General features: G+C 38.1%; 15 protein-coding genes. 11 read left to right on the top strand and 4 right to left on the bottom strand.

From position 1 onward, the window contains the following. Window positions 1–340: 340 nt before the first annotated feature. The 6 genes from plsX to K2F26_RS17205 all read left to right on the top strand — a co-directional run bounded on the left by plsX (window position 341) and on the right by K2F26_RS17205 (window position 5,249). Complete coding sequence (plsX, locus tag K2F26_RS17235) at window positions 341–1,366, top strand: phosphate acyltransferase PlsX (RefSeq protein WP_220608774.1); 1,026 nt, start codon at window positions 341–343, stop codon at window positions 1,364–1,366. Between the two features lie 133 nt (window positions 1,367–1,499). Then, entirely contained in the window at window positions 1,500–2,501 is a 1,002-nt protein-coding gene (locus tag K2F26_RS17230; RefSeq protein WP_220608773.1) for a beta-ketoacyl-ACP synthase III, read from the top strand. Window positions 2,502–2,651: 150 nt separating this feature from the next. Continuing rightward, the gene (fabD, locus tag K2F26_RS17220; RefSeq protein ID WP_220611923.1) at window positions 2,652–3,533 is read left to right on the top strand and encodes an ACP S-malonyltransferase; all 882 of its coding nucleotides are present in this window, start codon (window positions 2,652–2,654) and stop codon (window positions 3,531–3,533) included. A gap of 69 nt (window positions 3,534–3,602) precedes the next feature. Beyond that, a complete protein-coding gene (locus tag K2F26_RS17215) occupies window positions 3,603–4,229 on the top strand; it encodes a nucleotide-binding protein (RefSeq protein ID WP_220608772.1) in 627 nt (208 codons plus the stop codon). Between the two features lie 8 nt (window positions 4,230–4,237). Next, window positions 4,238–4,696, top strand: coding sequence for a hypothetical protein (locus K2F26_RS17210; RefSeq protein ID WP_220608771.1), 459 nt, complete (start codon window positions 4,238–4,240; stop codon window positions 4,694–4,696). Further along, window positions 4,668–5,249: a hypothetical protein gene (locus tag K2F26_RS17205; protein ID WP_220608770.1), complete on the top strand. Its 582-nt coding sequence runs from the start codon at window positions 4,668–4,670 to the stop codon at window positions 5,247–5,249. Before K2F26_RS17210 ends, K2F26_RS17205 begins: the two co-directional genes overlap by 29 nt. A 110-nt stretch (window positions 5,250–5,359) precedes the next feature. On the opposite strand, the gene K2F26_RS17200 is transcribed toward K2F26_RS17205, so the two are convergent. Then, the gene (locus K2F26_RS17200) at window positions 5,360–5,551 is read right to left on the bottom strand and encodes a DUF2795 domain-containing protein (protein WP_096566750.1); all 192 of its coding nucleotides are present in this window, start codon (window positions 5,549–5,551) and stop codon (window positions 5,360–5,362) included. A 304-nt stretch (window positions 5,552–5,855) separates the two neighbouring features. Between K2F26_RS17200 and K2F26_RS17195 the strand changes: the two genes are divergently transcribed. The 3 genes from K2F26_RS17195 (at window position 5,856) to K2F26_RS17185 (ending at window position 7,068) form a co-directional block, all read left to right on the top strand. Next, window positions 5,856–6,494 carry a lysophospholipid acyltransferase family protein gene (locus K2F26_RS17195; protein ID WP_096566754.1) on the top strand — a complete coding sequence of 213 codons (639 nt, stop codon included), beginning with the start codon at window positions 5,856–5,858 and terminating at the stop codon, window positions 6,492–6,494. 101 nt (window positions 6,495–6,595) lie between these two features. Further along, the gene (locus tag K2F26_RS17190; protein ID WP_220608769.1) at window positions 6,596–6,892 is read left to right on the top strand and encodes a DUF2288 domain-containing protein; all 297 of its coding nucleotides are present in this window, start codon (window positions 6,596–6,598) and stop codon (window positions 6,890–6,892) included. Beyond that, window positions 6,889–7,068, top strand: coding sequence for a hypothetical protein (locus K2F26_RS17185; RefSeq protein ID WP_220612022.1), 180 nt, complete (start codon window positions 6,889–6,891; stop codon window positions 7,066–7,068). Before K2F26_RS17190 ends, K2F26_RS17185 begins: the two co-directional genes overlap by 4 nt. Window positions 7,069–7,130: 62 nt before the next feature. Here K2F26_RS17185 and K2F26_RS17180 read toward each other — a convergent pair whose 3' ends face one another. The 3 genes from K2F26_RS17180 to K2F26_RS17170 all read right to left on the bottom strand — a co-directional run bounded on the left by K2F26_RS17180 (window position 7,131) and on the right by K2F26_RS17170 (window position 12,846). Beyond that, on the bottom strand, window positions 7,131–10,970 hold the full coding sequence (locus tag K2F26_RS17180) for a serine protease (RefSeq protein ID WP_220608768.1): 3,840 nt from the start codon (window positions 10,968–10,970) through the stop codon (window positions 7,131–7,133). A 138-nt stretch (window positions 10,971–11,108) separates the two neighbouring features. After that, the gene (locus tag K2F26_RS17175) at window positions 11,109–11,636 is read right to left on the bottom strand and encodes a COP23 domain-containing protein (protein ID WP_220608767.1); all 528 of its coding nucleotides are present in this window, start codon (window positions 11,634–11,636) and stop codon (window positions 11,109–11,111) included. An 88-nt stretch (window positions 11,637–11,724) separates the two neighbouring features. Further along, window positions 11,725–12,846, bottom strand: a complete 1,122-nt coding sequence (locus K2F26_RS17170) for a S1C family serine protease (protein ID WP_220608766.1) — start codon at window positions 12,844–12,846, stop codon at window positions 11,725–11,727. 502 nt (window positions 12,847–13,348) lie between these two features. On the opposite strand from K2F26_RS17170, the gene K2F26_RS17165 reads away from it, so the two are divergent. Then, entirely contained in the window at window positions 13,349–15,850 is a 2,502-nt protein-coding gene (locus K2F26_RS17165; protein WP_220608765.1) for an endonuclease MutS2, read from the top strand. 254 nt (window positions 15,851–16,104) lie between these two features. After that, window positions 16,105–16,713, top strand: coding sequence for a DUF3038 domain-containing protein (locus K2F26_RS17160; RefSeq protein WP_220608764.1), 609 nt, complete (start codon window positions 16,105–16,107; stop codon window positions 16,711–16,713). Window positions 16,714–16,808 lie beyond the last annotated feature (95 nt).

The following is a 16,808-nucleotide window of genomic DNA, read 5'->3' as shown; positions in this document are numbered from 1 at the left end:
CGCAAATAAACGCAGATGAGAAATAAGAGATTTTTAATACCTTGAAATTAAAATTTATTTAGGGGTTGCTGTATCGCTAAAGCGAAAGCTTCGCTAACGCGTAGCGTGCCGTAGGCATAAAAGTCTTGTCGTGATGACTGGTGACTGGGGCAAAAATTTTAGATTTTAGATTTTAGATTGGAGATAACAAAAACAATCCAAAATCCAAAATCCAAAATCCAAAATCCAAAATCAAAAACTCCTGACTCCTGCTATAGTTTTTCATGCCATTTTTGGGAATTTTTAATTGTTAAGTGTTGCGATCTGATAAAATTTGTAAGGTTTCTTTGAGCTAGGAGCAATGGGATCGACTGGTGTAAGCATCGCAATTGACGCTATGGGAGGGGATTACGCACCCGCTGAAATCGTCGCTGGCGCATTACGAGCGAAGGAAGAATTGGGTGTGAAAATCTTGTTGGTAGGTGATCAGCAACAAATCGAAGCTGTCATACCGCCAAAAACCAATATGGTGGGATTAGAGATTGTTCCTGCACAGGAAGCGATCGCAATGGATGAAGAGCCTTTAAACGCAGTTAGAAAAAAGCGTAAGGCTTCAATCAACGTAGCGATGGATTTAGTGAAAAATAATCAAGCAGATGCAGTATTTTCTGCTGGACACTCTGGGGCAGCAATGGCATCCGCTTTACTACGTTTAGGCAGATTACCAGGAATTGATCGCCCAGCCATAGGTACAGTATTCCCCACCATTAAAGCAGGTAAGCCAGTATTAATACTGGATGTTGGTGCAAATGTAGACTGTCGCCCTAAATTTTTAGAGCAGTTTGCAGTCATGGGTTCAATTTATAGTCAATATGTTTTGGGAATGCCTGAACCCAAAATAGGATTATTGAATATCGGTGAAGAAGACACCAAAGGTAACGAAACTGCCCTTCGCGCCCATCAATTATTAAGGGAAAATACCCAAATAAATTTTAGCGGTAATGCGGAAGGACGTGATGTATTATCAGGAGAATTTGATGTTATAGTCTGTGATGGCTTCGTTGGTAATGTGTTATTAAAATTTGCCGAAGCAGTAGGAGGAGTAATTTTACAAATTCTGCGGGAAGAACTACCTCAAGGTATCCGGGGACAAATTGGTACTGCAATTTTAAAACCTAACCTTAAGCGCGTTAAACAACGCATGGATCACGCAGAACATGGGGGAGCATTGCTATTAGGCGTAAATGGAATTTGTTTTATCGGTCATGGAAGTTCTCAAGCGCCTTCTATATTTAGTGCTATTCGCATGGCCAAAGAAGCTGTAGATAATCAGGTATTGCAAAGACTACAGTCACAATATCAACTTCTACAAAGCGAAAGCGAATAGCCTGATTTGATATAGATTCCATAGTCATTTGTCATTAGTCATAGTCATTCATGAATGGGGTTTGCTGACTGCTGACTGCTTCTTGACAACTGACAATTGACAATTGACAATTGACAACTGCGGAGATTTAGGAGTGCAGAATTTATTCAATCAAGGCATAGCAATTATAGGAAGTGGTTCGGCTGTACCAGCAGCTTCCTTGGATAACCAGACTTTGACTCAACTGGTGGAAACTTCAGATGAGTGGATTACCACAAGAACAGGAATTAGTCAACGGCAGTTAGCATTACCGCCAGAATCATTGACTACATTAGCTACTGATGCCAGTAAACAGGCGATCGCAGCCGCAGGAATTAAAGCAGAAGATATAGATTTAATTTTGCTGGCAACATCTACACCAGATGACTTATTTGGTAATGCTTGTCGCATTCAAGCTGAATTAGGAGCAGTTAAAGCAGTCGCCTTTGATTTAACCGCAGCCTGTTCGGGGTTTGTATTTGGACTGGTGACAGCAGCCCAATATATTAGAACAGGTGTTTATCAAAATGTACTGTTGATAGGAGGAGATATCCTCTCTCGTTGGGTAGATTGGCAAGATCGGCGCACTTGTGTATTATTTGGTGATGGTGCTGGGGCGGTAGTATTGCAAGCAAATAAGAGCGATCGCCTATTAGGATTTTCCCTGAAGAGTGATGGTAGTCAAAATCCCCATCTCAACCTGGGTTATCAAGGCACTACAAAACAAGTAACACCAGATATTCACGTACCTACAGGCACTTATCACCCCATCACCATGAACGGTAAAGAAGTATACCGTTTTGCAGTTCAGAAAGTGCCAGAAGTTATAGATAAAGCTTTATTTGAAGCTCATCTCAGCGTAGATCAAATAGATTGGTTAATATTACATCAAGCGAATCAGCGTATTATTAACGCTGTAGCTGATCGGTTAAATATTCCTGAACATAAAGTAATCAGTAACGTTGCCCATTATGGGAACACCTCCGCCGCTTCCATTCCCCTAGCATTAGATGAAGCAGTAAGGCAAGGAAAAATCAAACCTAATGATATTATAGTTACCTCCGGTTTTGGCGCTGGTTTAACCTGGGGTGCAGCCATTTTTCAATGGGGAAGATAGGTGACAGGTGACAGGTGACAGGTGACAGGTGACTGGGTAATCAATTTCATTTTTCCCAATCACCAATTACCAATTACCAATTACCAATTACCAATTACCAATTACCAATTACCAATTACCAATTACCAATCACCAATTATCAATTATCAAATGACAAAAACTGCATGGGTGTTTCCCGGACAAGGTTCACAAACCTTAAACATGGGAATGGATCTACTAGATATAGCGTCTGCTAAGGCAAAATTTGAAGAAGCTGAAGCAATTTTAGGGTGGTCTGTGAGTGAAATTTGTCAAAATGACGAAGCAAGATTATCACGCACACTTTACACCCAACCTTGTTTATATGTGATCGAAAGTATTCTTGCGGACTTATTACGAGAAAAAGGAGAAAAACCAGATTTAGTTGCCGGTCACAGTTTAGGAGAATATATTGCTCTTTATGTTGCTGGTGTTTTTGACTGGTGTACAGGTTTACAATTAGTTAAACGTCGTGCAGAAATTATGGATAATACTGCTGGGGGAATGATGGCAGCATTACTTAATTTTGATCGGGAACAATTAGAAAAATTAATTGCAGAAACCCCGGATGTAGTGTTAGCAAATGATAATAGTCCCGCACAAGTCGTAATTTCAGGAACTCCCGAAGCTTTACAAACTGTAATGTCTAATGTCAAAGCAAAACGGGCATTACCTTTAAAAGTTTCCGGTGCATTTCATTCCCATTTAATGCAAGCAGCATCACAGGAATTTCAAGAAATATTAGATAGCATAGTTTTCCAAACAGCAGAAGTTCCCGTTTCTTCTAATGTTGATCCTGTGCCTACAACTGATGCAGAAATTTTAAAACAGCGTTTAACTCAACAAATGACTGGTTCAGTACGGTGGAGAGAAATTGCATTACAATTACCAGAATTTGGTATTACAAAAGTAGTAGAAATTGGACCAGGTAACGTTTTAACTGGTTTGATTAAGCGGACTGTTGATGGTGTGGAATTGAAGAATATTCGTAATACTGGAGAGTTGCCAAGTTAGACAAGAAAGCAGTTTTTTAATATTAAGCTTAATGCAGAACTATATTTCTCACGCAATGGAGTAACAAGAGTGCTGAAAATAGTAGTAAATGCAACCAAGGGTGGAGTAGGAAAAACAACAGTTGCTACAAATATTGCTTTACTACTAGCCCAGCAAAACTACCGTGTTTGGGCTTTAGACTTGGCTGGAAGAAGCCGAATGGGTAAGTTCTTAGAATCTACAGGTCACTTTGCAAATGACAAAAATAAGATAGATATTAGAGAAACAGAACCCTTACCAGATTCTTTTCCTGGTGCAAATAATTATGACTTTCTGGTTGCGGATACAGACGATTACTATGAAGTACCTGTTACTGTAGTTACAAAACCAGGATGGAGGTTAATTGTTCCTGTTGTACCTCAGTATGATCCTATAGGATTAGAGGATATAGTTAAAGAAACGGCATCCCTCCTGAACTTTGGTCTTCTGGTTGATATTGTTCCGAAAGCCAGAATTATTGTTAACAATAGATTTCCGGCTAATGATGATTATGAGCAACTTCACCAGAACGTATCCAAATTGCTACAAAACTCTGGAATTGAGGAATTTTTATCTTCTCATTGGTTGCCGTTTGTAAACTTGTCCCCTTTAGACTTTACATCGGATGAAATATTCTCGCAAAGTCTACGCTCTGTTCTTGCTGAACTTGATATGTGAGAAAATTTATGTCTAAGCTGACTGAGACACTACAAAACCAAGTATCAGGAAATTTAAAAGGGATATCCATCACATTCGACTCGAATTTACTTGAGCAAGAGTTGATTGATAAACTCGGTAATTATCTTTCTACAAAGTCAGTAGACAAACTAATTGAATTAGCCTTTGCTATTACTTCTACAAAAAAATTAAATATTCAACAGAGTATCATAGATCAGATACAGTATAAATCAGCTAAAAAATTAATAGAAGTAATATCTCAAAAGTCAACTACTAACATGGAGAAGTTACAGCAAGTAACAATTCCACGATGGATGGTCTTAATTCTGGGTTCTGAAATTCAGTTTCTGAATGGTAAATATCCTTTAACAACAGAGGATGTTATTAATCTTGTCTTGCGTCTTTGTTTAGATTTATTAGCACATTCAATCGGTAATAATGGGCAATCTACAAAAAAAGTTAGTTGAACATTTAATTTCTTTAACACCTGAAGAAAAACGTGAGATTGCTAATCGTATTGTTCAAGTTTTAGGGGGTGATCCTACACCTCAAGTTACTGGACTTCCTCAACGTAGAGGTCATACAGACGGAGGTATAGATGGCAGAATTCCCATTCGCATTAAGGAACGTATTATTAGACAGAAATTAAAGCGTATGTTAGATGGTTCCGAGATAGCTGTAGAAACAGTTAATGAGAAATTTACATGGGTAGAAACTCAAGCTGGTTTTAACATCAAGATCGAAAAAGATAAATTTTCAAGAAAGACGCTGAATGCGTTTGTGGAAGATTTACGACGTGAGCATATTTTTGCAGGAGTTATTATTACAGCAGTCGAATTATCTCCAGATGCTCAAGCAGAGTTTCAACGTCATAATTCAAATAATATGGATTTGTGTCATATTCTTTTAGAAAATTTGCTCAGTGGAGATATATCCTGTCCAAATATTTGCTTCGTTGCTGGTGATATTAGTGAAAATATAATAAAAAATCTGAGAGAATTTATAAAAATCAATGAATAGTGGGACTTAAACATAAATTATCAATATTTTTTGCCTAAGTCCCACTATGAATTAAATGCCAAAAAGTAGCTAATGAAATAGACAGACAAGAACAGAACCTTATTCAAAAATTATCTAACTTGACCAAATTCGTGTTCCACGTCTGCCATGTTTTCATATTCACGCTCTGGCATTTGTCGGAGAACGTCAATTACTTCCTGACTTGCATTTTTCTGTCTGGCATGGTTAACCAAATCTTCTTTATTTGCAGGAAAATCTATGCCACTAAGACTTCTGGAAATATCAATTGCTGATACTGCCATAACCTAACCTCTATATAATAATTGGTCGTTTAATATCTAGGCTATTAGTGTTCTCTCCATATATTCTCTGCCTGCGGTTGCATCTTATTTTGATGTTTATGTTGAATATTGAGCATATCTTTGAGGATAGGGAATAGGTAATAGGGAATAGGGAAGATAAAACAATTAAAAGTAATTAGCCGGATATAAAATGCACCCTTGAAAACGCTTTCATCTGTAAATATGCTAAATCTACCTTTGTTCATTGACGAAAAGCGATCGCCATAGCTTATTCTAAATAATAGTCTTATTTAAAATATCTTCCGTGACCAGAGAACGCGAACCTTTTATTAGTTTGGCACTTTACCACGCTTTCAAGTGGTCAGTGGTTAGCCCCATGCTACACGCTTACTTCGGGGGTAAAATTTATGGGGTGGAAAATGTTCCCAAAACTGGACCATTGGTGGTAGTTAGCAACCATGCAAGTTATTTTGATCCTCCCATAGTTTCTAACTGTGTATGTCGGCCAGTTGCATACATGGCCAAGGAAGAATTATTTAAAGTGCCTGTTTTAGCCCAAGCTATTAAATTATACGGTGCTTATCCCGTCAGTAGGGGTACTGCTGATCGTGCGGCTATTCGTGCGGCTTTAGAATATTTAGAGAATGGTTGGGCTGTAGGTGTGTTTTTAGAAGGAACTCGCACCCCAGATGGTCGTATTCATGACCCCAAAAGAGGTGCAGCACTGTTAGCTGCAAAAGCCAAAGCGCCTTTATTACCGGTGAGTTTGTGGGGGAGTGAAAACGTTGTCCAAAAAGGTACACCTATTCCTCGTAAAGTCCCGATGACTATTAGAATTGGTAAATTGATTGATGCGCCAACTTCTACAAATAAGGAAGAATTAGAAGCTATAACTCGTAAATGTGCAGATGTAATTAATGAAATGCACGATTTAGGAAGATAGGTGATTGGGTGAAATTTAACTAATGACTAATGACTAATGACTAATGACTAATGAATTGCAAATTATGTACAATTGAGATCCTAACAAAACTGTGAAAAATTATGTCTGATTTAAGAGAACAATTAAAAGAAAATCTGGATGAAGCGGAATGGGATTGGCTAATTCCCCATGCACAAAGAGATGTAATAATTATAGTTGCAGATGGTTTGGATTTGTTGGATGTGGGAGAGGCGATCGCAACTGATAATATTCCCTCTGTGCAAAATTGGATTGATGAACAGTTGATTACTAAACCTTCACCAGAACAATTAGGAAATTGGAATAGCGATCGCACAAAACGGTTTAATGCTTTGATTGTTGAACCTTATGTTTTGGTACAAGAAAAAGCTGTTGCATGATACGACAACCCCACGATCAACTAGCGAAAGAATACCTAGAGGAATTATTAGCACCTCTAGGAGAAGTCAAAACTAGTAAAGATGTAAAAAGCGAAGTTCAAGAAATAGATGTTTGGTTTATTCCCACAACCACATCTGCAAATTGTGAGTTAGGAATATTAGGAAAAATGGCGTAAGGTTGATTAGATAGCTCTGAAAAAATGTTAGAGACGTTGCATGAAACGTCTCTACATTGCTTTTAAATCAAACTTTTCATCCAAGGATTATTCAAAAATTCCTGACTATCTTTTATCAACTTTTCACCCCAACCATTTTCTTTGAGAAACTCAATCTTTCCAAAACGTTTATCTAATTTTAATGCCGTTTCTGCGGATTTCAAACCCGCTTCTTTGTCACCTTTAGCATACAAGGCTACACCCAATGCTAAATGTGCTTCTGCAAAATTGCTGTTGATTTTTACCGCATTTCGCCAATAATTAATTGCTGTTTCTACTTCTCCTATTTCATAGGAAACTATACCTAAGTTCGTGTAAGCTTCGGGATAGTCTGGTTTTAATTTAATGGCTTGATTCCAATCATTTATTGCTTGTTTGTAGTCTTTTAAGAAATAGTGAGCAATACCCCGATCATAGTAAGCTTCAGTAAAGTCGGGTTTTAATTTAATGGCTTGATTCCAATCATCAATCGCTTGTTTGTAGTCCTTTAATTCAGAGTAAGTAGTACCCCTCGCATTGTAGTATATTGCATTTTTGGGATCAAGTTTAATGGCTTGAGTGTAATCATTAATCGCCTGTTTGTAGTCCTTTAATTGAAAGTAAGCAAGACCACGACCGACATAGTATATTGCATTTTTATCGTCAATTTTAATGGCTTGAGTGTAATCATTAATCGCTTGTTTGTAGTCCTTTAATTGAAAGTAAGCAAGACTACGACTGGCATAGTATATTGCATTTTTATCGTCAATTTTAATGGCTTGAGTATAATCAGCTATGGCTTGTTTGTAGTCTTTTAATTGTAAATAAGCAAGACCCCTATCACGATAGTATGTTGCATCTTTAGGATCAATTTTAATGGCTTGAGAGTAATCATTAATCGCCTGTTTGTAGTCCTTTAATTCAGAGTAAGTAGTACCCCTCGCATTGTAGTATATTGCCTTTTTTGGGTCAATTTTAATGGCTTGAGTGTAATCATTAATCGCCTGTTTGTAGTCCTTTAATTGAAAGTAAGCAAGACCACGACCGACATAGTATAATGCATCTTTAGGATCAATTTTAATGGCTTGAGTGTAATCATTAATCGCTTGTTTGTAGTCCTTTAATTGAAAGTAAGCAAGACCACGATTCTTATAGTATTCTGCATTTTCGGGGTCAATTTTTATGGCTTGGGTGTAATCATCAATCGCTTGTTTATATTCTTTTAATTCAGAGTAAGCACCACCCCTATTTGCATATACAATACTAAGCTGTGTATTGTAAGAGCTAATAATAATTTTATTATTTTTAAATTCAGAGTATCTGAGACCTCCTACAGTGTATGGTGCATTTTTAGGGTCACGACGAATAGTTTCTGTTAAATCAGATATAGCTTGTTTGTAGTCTTTTAACCCCAAGTAAGCAATACCCCTATCTGCATAGTATAAAACACTCTTATCGTCGAGACGAATAGCTTCTGTTATATCTTCTATGGCTTTTTTGTAGTCTCCTAAACTTCCGTACTTCAAACCTCTGATGTCGTAATATTCAGCATTTTTAGGGTCAAGCTGAATGGCTTTAGTCAAATCATCTATGCCTTGTTGATACTTCTTTAATCCAGAGTAAGCACCACCCCTGTGGCTGTAATATTTAGCATTTTTAGGGTCAAATTGAATAGCTTGGGTAAAATCATCAATTGCCTGTTGATGCTTATTGAACAAACTGTAAGCAAGACCCCTTGAGTAGTAATATTGAGCATTTTTAGGGTCAAGTTGAATGGCCTGAGTCAAATCATCTATGCCTTGTTGATAGTGTAAATCGAAAACGTAGCACAAACCACGTAAAAGATAACTGAGTTGAAAGTCGGGATAAATTTTAATAGCTTGAGTATAAGCCTCAATTGTTTCAGAAACACGATTTAAGCTAGAAAGCGATGAACCTCGGAAGAAGTAAAGATCAAATTGATTAGGACTTAGGGCAATGGCTTTGTCAAAAGATGCTAAGGCTTCGGAATATTTATCTAATGTAAACAGCAATCTACCCCGATCTTTCCACGCTTGAGCAAAGTTGGGATTAATTTTAAGAGCTTTATCATAAGCAGCAATTGATTCTGGGTATTTTTTCTCACTATTAAATATCACACCCTTGAAATACCAAGCTTGATAAAAATCCGGTTTTTTCCCAATCGCTTTATTAACAGCTTTTATCGCTTCTGCATATTTCTGAGAACGCCATAGTTGATTGGCATAATTTAGCCATGATATTTCATCATCGCTATTTTTAGGAACTTCATCCAATGGTAATAAATATTCACTAATTACATCCTCTTCCGATTTTTTTAGTGTAGCTGGTGCAGTAGTTTCGACTTTTAAATCTGAATCTATTCCTGCTTGTTCAACCAAATTTAAAAATGTCCTAATGGGAACACCAGAACTACTACCTAAATTGATTTCACCATCAAAATCGAGTGATATTTCACCTTCCACTCTGCCATGAATACCAATTAATCTTCCTTGGGTATCTAAAACCGCACCGCCACTCATTCCGCCTTTAGTAATATTACTATAGAGTAGATCATAACCATCACTTAAAACAGTTTGTATTTGCACAGGTATCAGAGAACTTTGATTATTGAAACTTACATAAGTATTCAACCTGATTAATTCTGGTTGGCTCAAAACTCCCGCTGTTAAAATCCGATGAGGTTTGTTTTTATTTTGTTGTTTATTACCAGGAAAACCAGAAACAAACACTTTTTGACCTTTAGTATTTAAACTATAATTTGCTAAAGTTGCAACTCGATATTTTTGATTACTGGTAAACTGCACAACGGCTAAATCAACTCCAGGCATTCTTTTCGCCTTGCTGATATTTATAGCATATCGTTGATTATCAGGTGCGACTATTTCTAACTTATCTTTTAATTTTTTTTCATCACGATTCCAGATAACATGATCCGCAGTCAACACATAATAAATATTACCTTTTTGGGCAATAATTACCCCAGAACCAATATCTTTAGGGTTAGCATTAGGAATTAAAACCGTAATTTCTTGGGCAATTTGGTCAATATTTTGGATTAAACCTTTTTTCGCTATCAAACCAGAATCATCAACCTTTTTAGGAGATTTAGCAATAACTTCATTGACTACTTTAGCAACACTATAAATCGGTAAACCCCAACTATATTGACGCATTTGCTGGCGTTCGGCTGCACTGGGTTTACTATTATCAATATAAGTATATATTTGATCAGAAATAGGATAGGCATGAACGGCATTAATACCAATAACTTCACCTTGATAATTTAATATGGGTCCGCCGCTCATTCCCGGTTGAATTTTGTTATTATAACCAATGCGATAACCTCCTTGAAAACTTTTATCTGGTAATAGAGAAATTTGTCCTTCTGTGAAAACTAATTTAGCACTATCACTCACAAATCCAGCGGCGACAATTTTTTGATTTACTGCTATAGGTGCAGAAATTCCTAAGGTAGCTATGGTATATTCTACTGTTGATTGAAACTGGAATAAAGCGGCATCTTGATTTTTTAAAGATTGAGGTTTTTCTTTAATCACAGTAGCAGGATATATTTTTCCATCTGGTGTTTGAATGCGATAAGATTCACCTGGATTAATCACATGATCATTGGTTAAAATAGTGTAATTATTACCATTTTTAGCAATTAAAGTTCCTGAAGCACTGCCATTTTTAGTTAATATTTTTACAGTGATAGATTTAGCTAAATCTTGTAATTGTGCTGAAGTTAATACTTTTTTTGCAGTTTCTTGTGCGGTAACTGGTTGAGGAGAAATCAATAACAATTGCTGAGGAATAGTTAATAAAGCAGTTGTGCAGATGAGGGTGAAAAATAGGTGTTTCATGATCTTTTTTTGTTTGAGTAAATTAGGAGATGAATATTTGTAGGTTGGGTTGAGGAACGAAACCCAACACACCTAACACTTCCGTAAATTTGTTGGGTTTCACTTCGTTCTACCCAACCTACAATTATCGAATCTTCGTTATTTCATCTTATTGGATGGTGGTGTATTGAGAAATTGGCGAATATCAATGTAAAACTTTGCTTCTCCAGAACTTTGTGGAATAGGGTCTGTAATAGTAGTACCAAGCCAGAGTTGATTTAATTGTGTGAGAATATTTTTTGAACTGTCTTGAGGGCGTAGTGTAAATAATACAATATCACAACCACCATCAATTGAACTCACAGAACAAATAACTTTGCTTCCATTTTGAACAGCATTTGTAATGTAATTGAGACTGCCATTATTGAAAGCTATTTGGAAATTATCAGAGACTTTTTGACAACGTTCTTGTGGTTGATATCCACCGAAAACAGATGTCCAAGTTACCATTGCTTTTTTGAAATTTGGTGTCCAAAGAACTGTAGTAGGAACACGCTTTTGAGTTTGGAAGTTTAAGGTTTCTGCACATAAGAAGCGAATTTGATTATTTGACTCTTCTTGAGCAAAAGCAGGAGCAGATGCTAAGGTTGTAGTTAAAAATAGTGTGGCTAATAATGCTAATTTCATGGTTGTTAAAGTCTCCTGATTTGATTTATTTTTGTGAATTTTGCTATGGGTTTAACATTGCTAGACCCCTACCAATGTGTTGGTTTTACTAAGGACTAGAAATAGCTGTAATGGTATAATTACCCGTTTGTAATCTACCTGAGATGCCTAATTTAGATGCGCCGGCAATAACGGTGTAGATATCATCTTCTGGTAAATTTCCAGCAATTCTGGCATTCAAATTATCAGGTGCTATGTCGTCATTTTCTGCCAATACTCTCCCCTGGGAATCGAGAATTAGCAAATATGGATCAATTTCACTGCTATTCATTTCAATTGATATTTGTTGACCTTGTTTACCCACAAATATGTAACTTTTAAAGTAGCTATTATCCTCTAAAGTGTTATCGCGTTGACTGAGATTATCATTTATCGCTCTACCATTCATAGTTAATGATTGAGCAGAATTTTTGATATCTAATTTTGATAACGTACTCACAGGAGAAATATTACCTTGACGAAGTGCAGTTAAAAATTCCTCAAGTTTGTTGACAGAAATAGCAATACTAATACCACTATTGACCCTATTTTGATCAAGTCTCACAGCAGTATTGACACCGATAACTTGTGCTTGATAGTTGAGTAATGGACCACCAGAATTACCGGAATTAATTCGGGCATCGTGTTTAATTACTCCTGTTAAAGTATCAATATTGCTAAGAACACCTGCGGTAAAATTATTCTGATTGTCATAACCAAAGGGACTACCAATAGCATATACAGACTGTCCCACTTGGGCTGATTTTGCTAAGGATAATGTGGGTAAATTACGCTGGTTACGAATTTTAATTGCTGCTAGATCTAGACCATTTTTAGCAAAGCCAATGATATCAGCCGGCAACCTTCTCCCGTCGGAGAGAATAACGGTAACGGTGCTGCTAGAAGCATCTTCTAAAACGTGAGCATTGGTAATAATTAAACCATCTCGACTAACAATAAAACCACTACCACTTGATTTTTCTGTATTAATATATACAACGCTGGGACTTGCTGCCTGGTTTACCCGAATTCGCGTTTGTTCCTCTGAATTTTGAGCTAGAACAAGGTTTGAATCCTGTTTTGGTAGGGGATTTGGTTTGGAGAGTGTAAAGCCGGTTTGTAATGTCAGAACCTGTATGGACAAAACAGTCATCCCTGTGATGGTTGCTGTCAGATATGGTTTTGTGTTCATTAGACCTCTCTGGTAATTAAATGTGCATAATCTGAAACCCTTGTAGGGACAATTCACGAATTGTCCCTACATTCATTTTCGGAAATGTCTATTGGTGAACAGGGGGACTAAGGTAGCTATGGCACTGTATTTAAAGGATTATGCACGATATACACCAAAATCAAGCCCCTGTTACTATTTTTGTAACAGCAGTACCATAGCGGACTCTGGGTAGCCTCCAGACACAATATACAGAATTACAAAAGTTTTCGCCTAATTGCACTGTAAAGAAGTTTCATGGAAAGTCTCTACAAGGGTTTTACAGCAGTTTTCATGTATTTAAATCACAATTATTAGACCTAACCCCCAGCCCCTTCCCTTGCAGGAGAGAGGTTTACCAGAGAGGTCGGCTCTGAGATTTCATTCCTAGCCAGAGTCTAGGAACGAGGAATTTTCATTCTCAAAGACTTAGCTTTCTTGTTACCAGAATTGTTACCATAGTTTCAGATTAGATGTTGAAGCCTTGATTCAGTCTGAAACCTTAGAACTATTAGAATGGCCTCGCCTCTGCCAGCACCTTTCCACCTTTGCGGCAACTAAGTTAGGGGCGATAGTTGCCCGTGCCTTGCCAATTCCATCAACTCTGGAGGAAAGTAAAGAGTTGTTGGCACAAACCAAAGAAGTCTATCAACTGGAAAGCCGACTCACACCAGGATTATCCTTTGAGGGCATTCAAGATATTGGTGACTCCTTAGAACGTGCGGAATTACAAGGAATTTTATCAGGTGAGGAACTGTTAGCGATCGCTACTACCCTTGCCGGTGCGAGAAATTTACGGCGGTTAATTGATAACCAGGAAGATGTACCGATTTTAACTGAGTTAGTCGCCGAGTTGCGGACTTACCCAGAATTAGAGCAAGAAATTCACCGTTGTATTGATGAACGAGCGCAAGTGACAGATCGCGCTAGTCAGAAATTAGGGGAAATTAGGGAAGATTTACGCAGGTTACGCAGTCAAATTACCCAAAAACTGCAAAATATCATCCAAGTTAAATCAAATGCCCTGCAAGAGTTAATTATCACCCAAAGGGGCGATCGCTATGTTCTTCCTGTAAAAGCTCCGCAAAAAGACGCGATCCCAGGTATTGTTCACGACACATCCACCAGTGGCGCAACTTTGTATATTGAGCCTAACAGCATTGTGCAAATGGGCAACCAATTACGCCAAGCTGTGAAAAGAGAACAGGTAGAAGAAGAAGCCATACGCAGAAATTTAACTACACAAGTTGCAGAAGTTAAAACTGATTTAGAAAAGTTATTAGCCATTGTTACAACTCTGGATTTAGCTACAGCTAAGGCTAGATATAGTTTCTGGTTGGGTGCAAATCCCCCCAGGTTTATTAATCCCCAAGAGCAAGAAATAATCACCCTGCGGCAATTACGGCATCCTTTGTTAGTTTGGCAACAACAACATGAACAAGGACATCCTGTAATTCCCGTTGATTTGTTGATTAGTCCTCATATTAAAGTAGTCACAATTACTGGACCTAATACGGGTGGTAAAACAGTAACTTTAAAAACTTTGGGGTTAGCGGCTTTAATGTCCAAGGTGGGTTTATTTGTTCCCGCCCGTGAACCAGTGGAAATTCCTTGGTTTAGTCAGATTTTAGCCGATATTGGGGATGAACAATCATTACAACAAAGCTTATCGACATTTTCCGGGCATATTCGCCGCATTAGTCGAATTTTGAATGCTATTAGTGAGGGAACAGGGAACAGGGAACAGGGAACAGGGGAAGAAGCAGGGGAGCAGGAAGAGGCAGAGGAGCAGGGTGCAGGGTGCAGGGGAGAAGACTTTTTCCCAATCACCAATCACCAATCATCAGTCACCAGTCACCAATCCCTAGTTTTACTTGATGAAGTGGGAGCAGGTACAGATCCGGTGGAAGGAAGTGCATTAGCGATCGCTCTCCTTAAATATTTGGCGGATCATGCTCAGTTAACCATTGCTACTACTCACTTTGGAGAATTAAAAGCTTTAAAATATGACGATGTTCGGTTTGAAAACGCCTCAGTTGAATTTAACGAAGCCACCCTGTCACCTACATACCGCTTACTTTGGGGTATTCCTGGACGTTCCAACGCCTTAACCATTGCTTTGCGCTTAGGCTTAAAACCAGAAGTCATAGAAGCTGCAAAAAGTCAAGTGGGAGAAACAACGGACGAAGTTAACCAAGTAATAGCAGGGTTAGAAGCTCAAAGGCGCAGTCAAGAAACCAAAGCAGCAGAAGCACAAGAAATATTAAAGCAAGCTGAGAAATTATACAAAGAAGTTTCCCAAAAGGCCGCAGCTTTACAGGAGAGGGAAAAGGACTTGCGAGCCTCCCAAGAAATAGCCGTACAAAAAGCAATTCAAGAAGCAAAAGGAGAAATTGCCCAAGTCATTCGTCGGTTACAACAGGGTCAACCAACAGCTCAGGATGCACAAAGAGCAACAAAAGTATTAAGTGATATTTCGGAAAAATATCAACCAGCACCAGCGCCCAAACCCAAACCCGGTTTTATGCCTAAAGTGGGCGATCGCATTCGTATACCCAAACTAGGGCAAACCGCCGAAGTCATAACCGCCCCGGATGCAGATGGAGAGTTCAGTGTGCGCTTTGGCATCATGAAAATGACAGTGAAATTACAAGACGTAGAATCTTTAGATGGGCAGAAACCAGAACCCATAGTCAAACCCAAACCAGCACCAAGCGTTACCCCAGCACCAACACCAACTGTAGCCATTCGCACATCTAAAAATACCATTGATTTGCGCGGAAAAAGGGTGGCTGATGCCGAATATATATTAGATAAAGCAATTTCTGAAGCTGTTGGACAAATATGGATTATTCACGGACACGGAACTGGTAAACTAAAGCAAGGAGTTCACGCATTCTTGCAGCAACACCCCAGAGTTAGCCATTATGAACCAGCAGAACAAGCAGATGGTGGTACTGGTGTCACTATTGCTCATGTAAATTAGGGCATTGGGCATTGGGAAAAACTATTACCCAATTACCAATTACCAATTACCAATTACCAATTACCAATCACCAGTCTTAACCAAAGCATCATGAACTTCTCATATTTAAACAAGAAATTTTCATATAAAGTAAAACCAAAACAAGAGCTGTTTACTAAACTTATTTACAGCTACATGACGAGAAACCAATTTTCATACTTGATGGTCTGTTTCAAAAAGGGTAACAGCAACAGCCTTTATTCGCCTGATCAACTATGCTAAAAGTTATGCAATCGGCCGCCAATTCAGCAACACCGAATTCCCAGTGGGAGGAACTAAGCCAATTTCCAACCCCCAATACCGTTCAATGGGACAATATTAAAACCCAGTTAGATTTGGTGTTATTAGCACTAGAAACTTTAACTGGCATTGGTTCTGATGCTATGCTATCTGCGGCGATTAATCTCCAGTTAGAGTCAAAAGTACCAGATAGGGTGGCCTTGTGGCGACTGCGCCAATCTAACCCCATCCGCAAAGGTCAAGGAGGGCGGAAAAAACTAGATGTAGATGAAGCGCGATCGCTGGTTCTGATTACTTGCTATCTTGCCAAACAACACCAAGAATTAATTCGGCGTGCTGTTGGGTTATTAGAAACAATAGCTGCCAAAAATCAAGAACCTCATCAAAATGCTTTATTGGGAGATTATATAGATGCTTTCTGTAACACCTACCAAGAACGGATGGAAGAGGATGAACAAATCTCCACAGATTTGCTAACCAACTTAGCAATAAAACTCCTGGTAGATTTACTATTTTATAGCGCCCCTACTGGACACCGCCGCCTGTGGTTAACATTGTTGGATCGATCCACAAAACAAGTTTAGAGTTTAGAGTTTAGATTTTAGAGTTTAGATTTTAGAGTTTAGATTTTAGAGTTTAGAGTTTAGATTTTAGATTTGAAATCACTGATCCAAAATCG

It is taken from the genome of Sphaerospermopsis torques-reginae ITEP-024 (assembly GCF_019598945.1).
Classification (GTDB): domain Bacteria; phylum Cyanobacteriota; class Cyanobacteriia; order Cyanobacteriales; family Nostocaceae; genus Sphaerospermopsis.
This window is presented reverse-complemented; position numbering and strand designations above follow the sequence as displayed.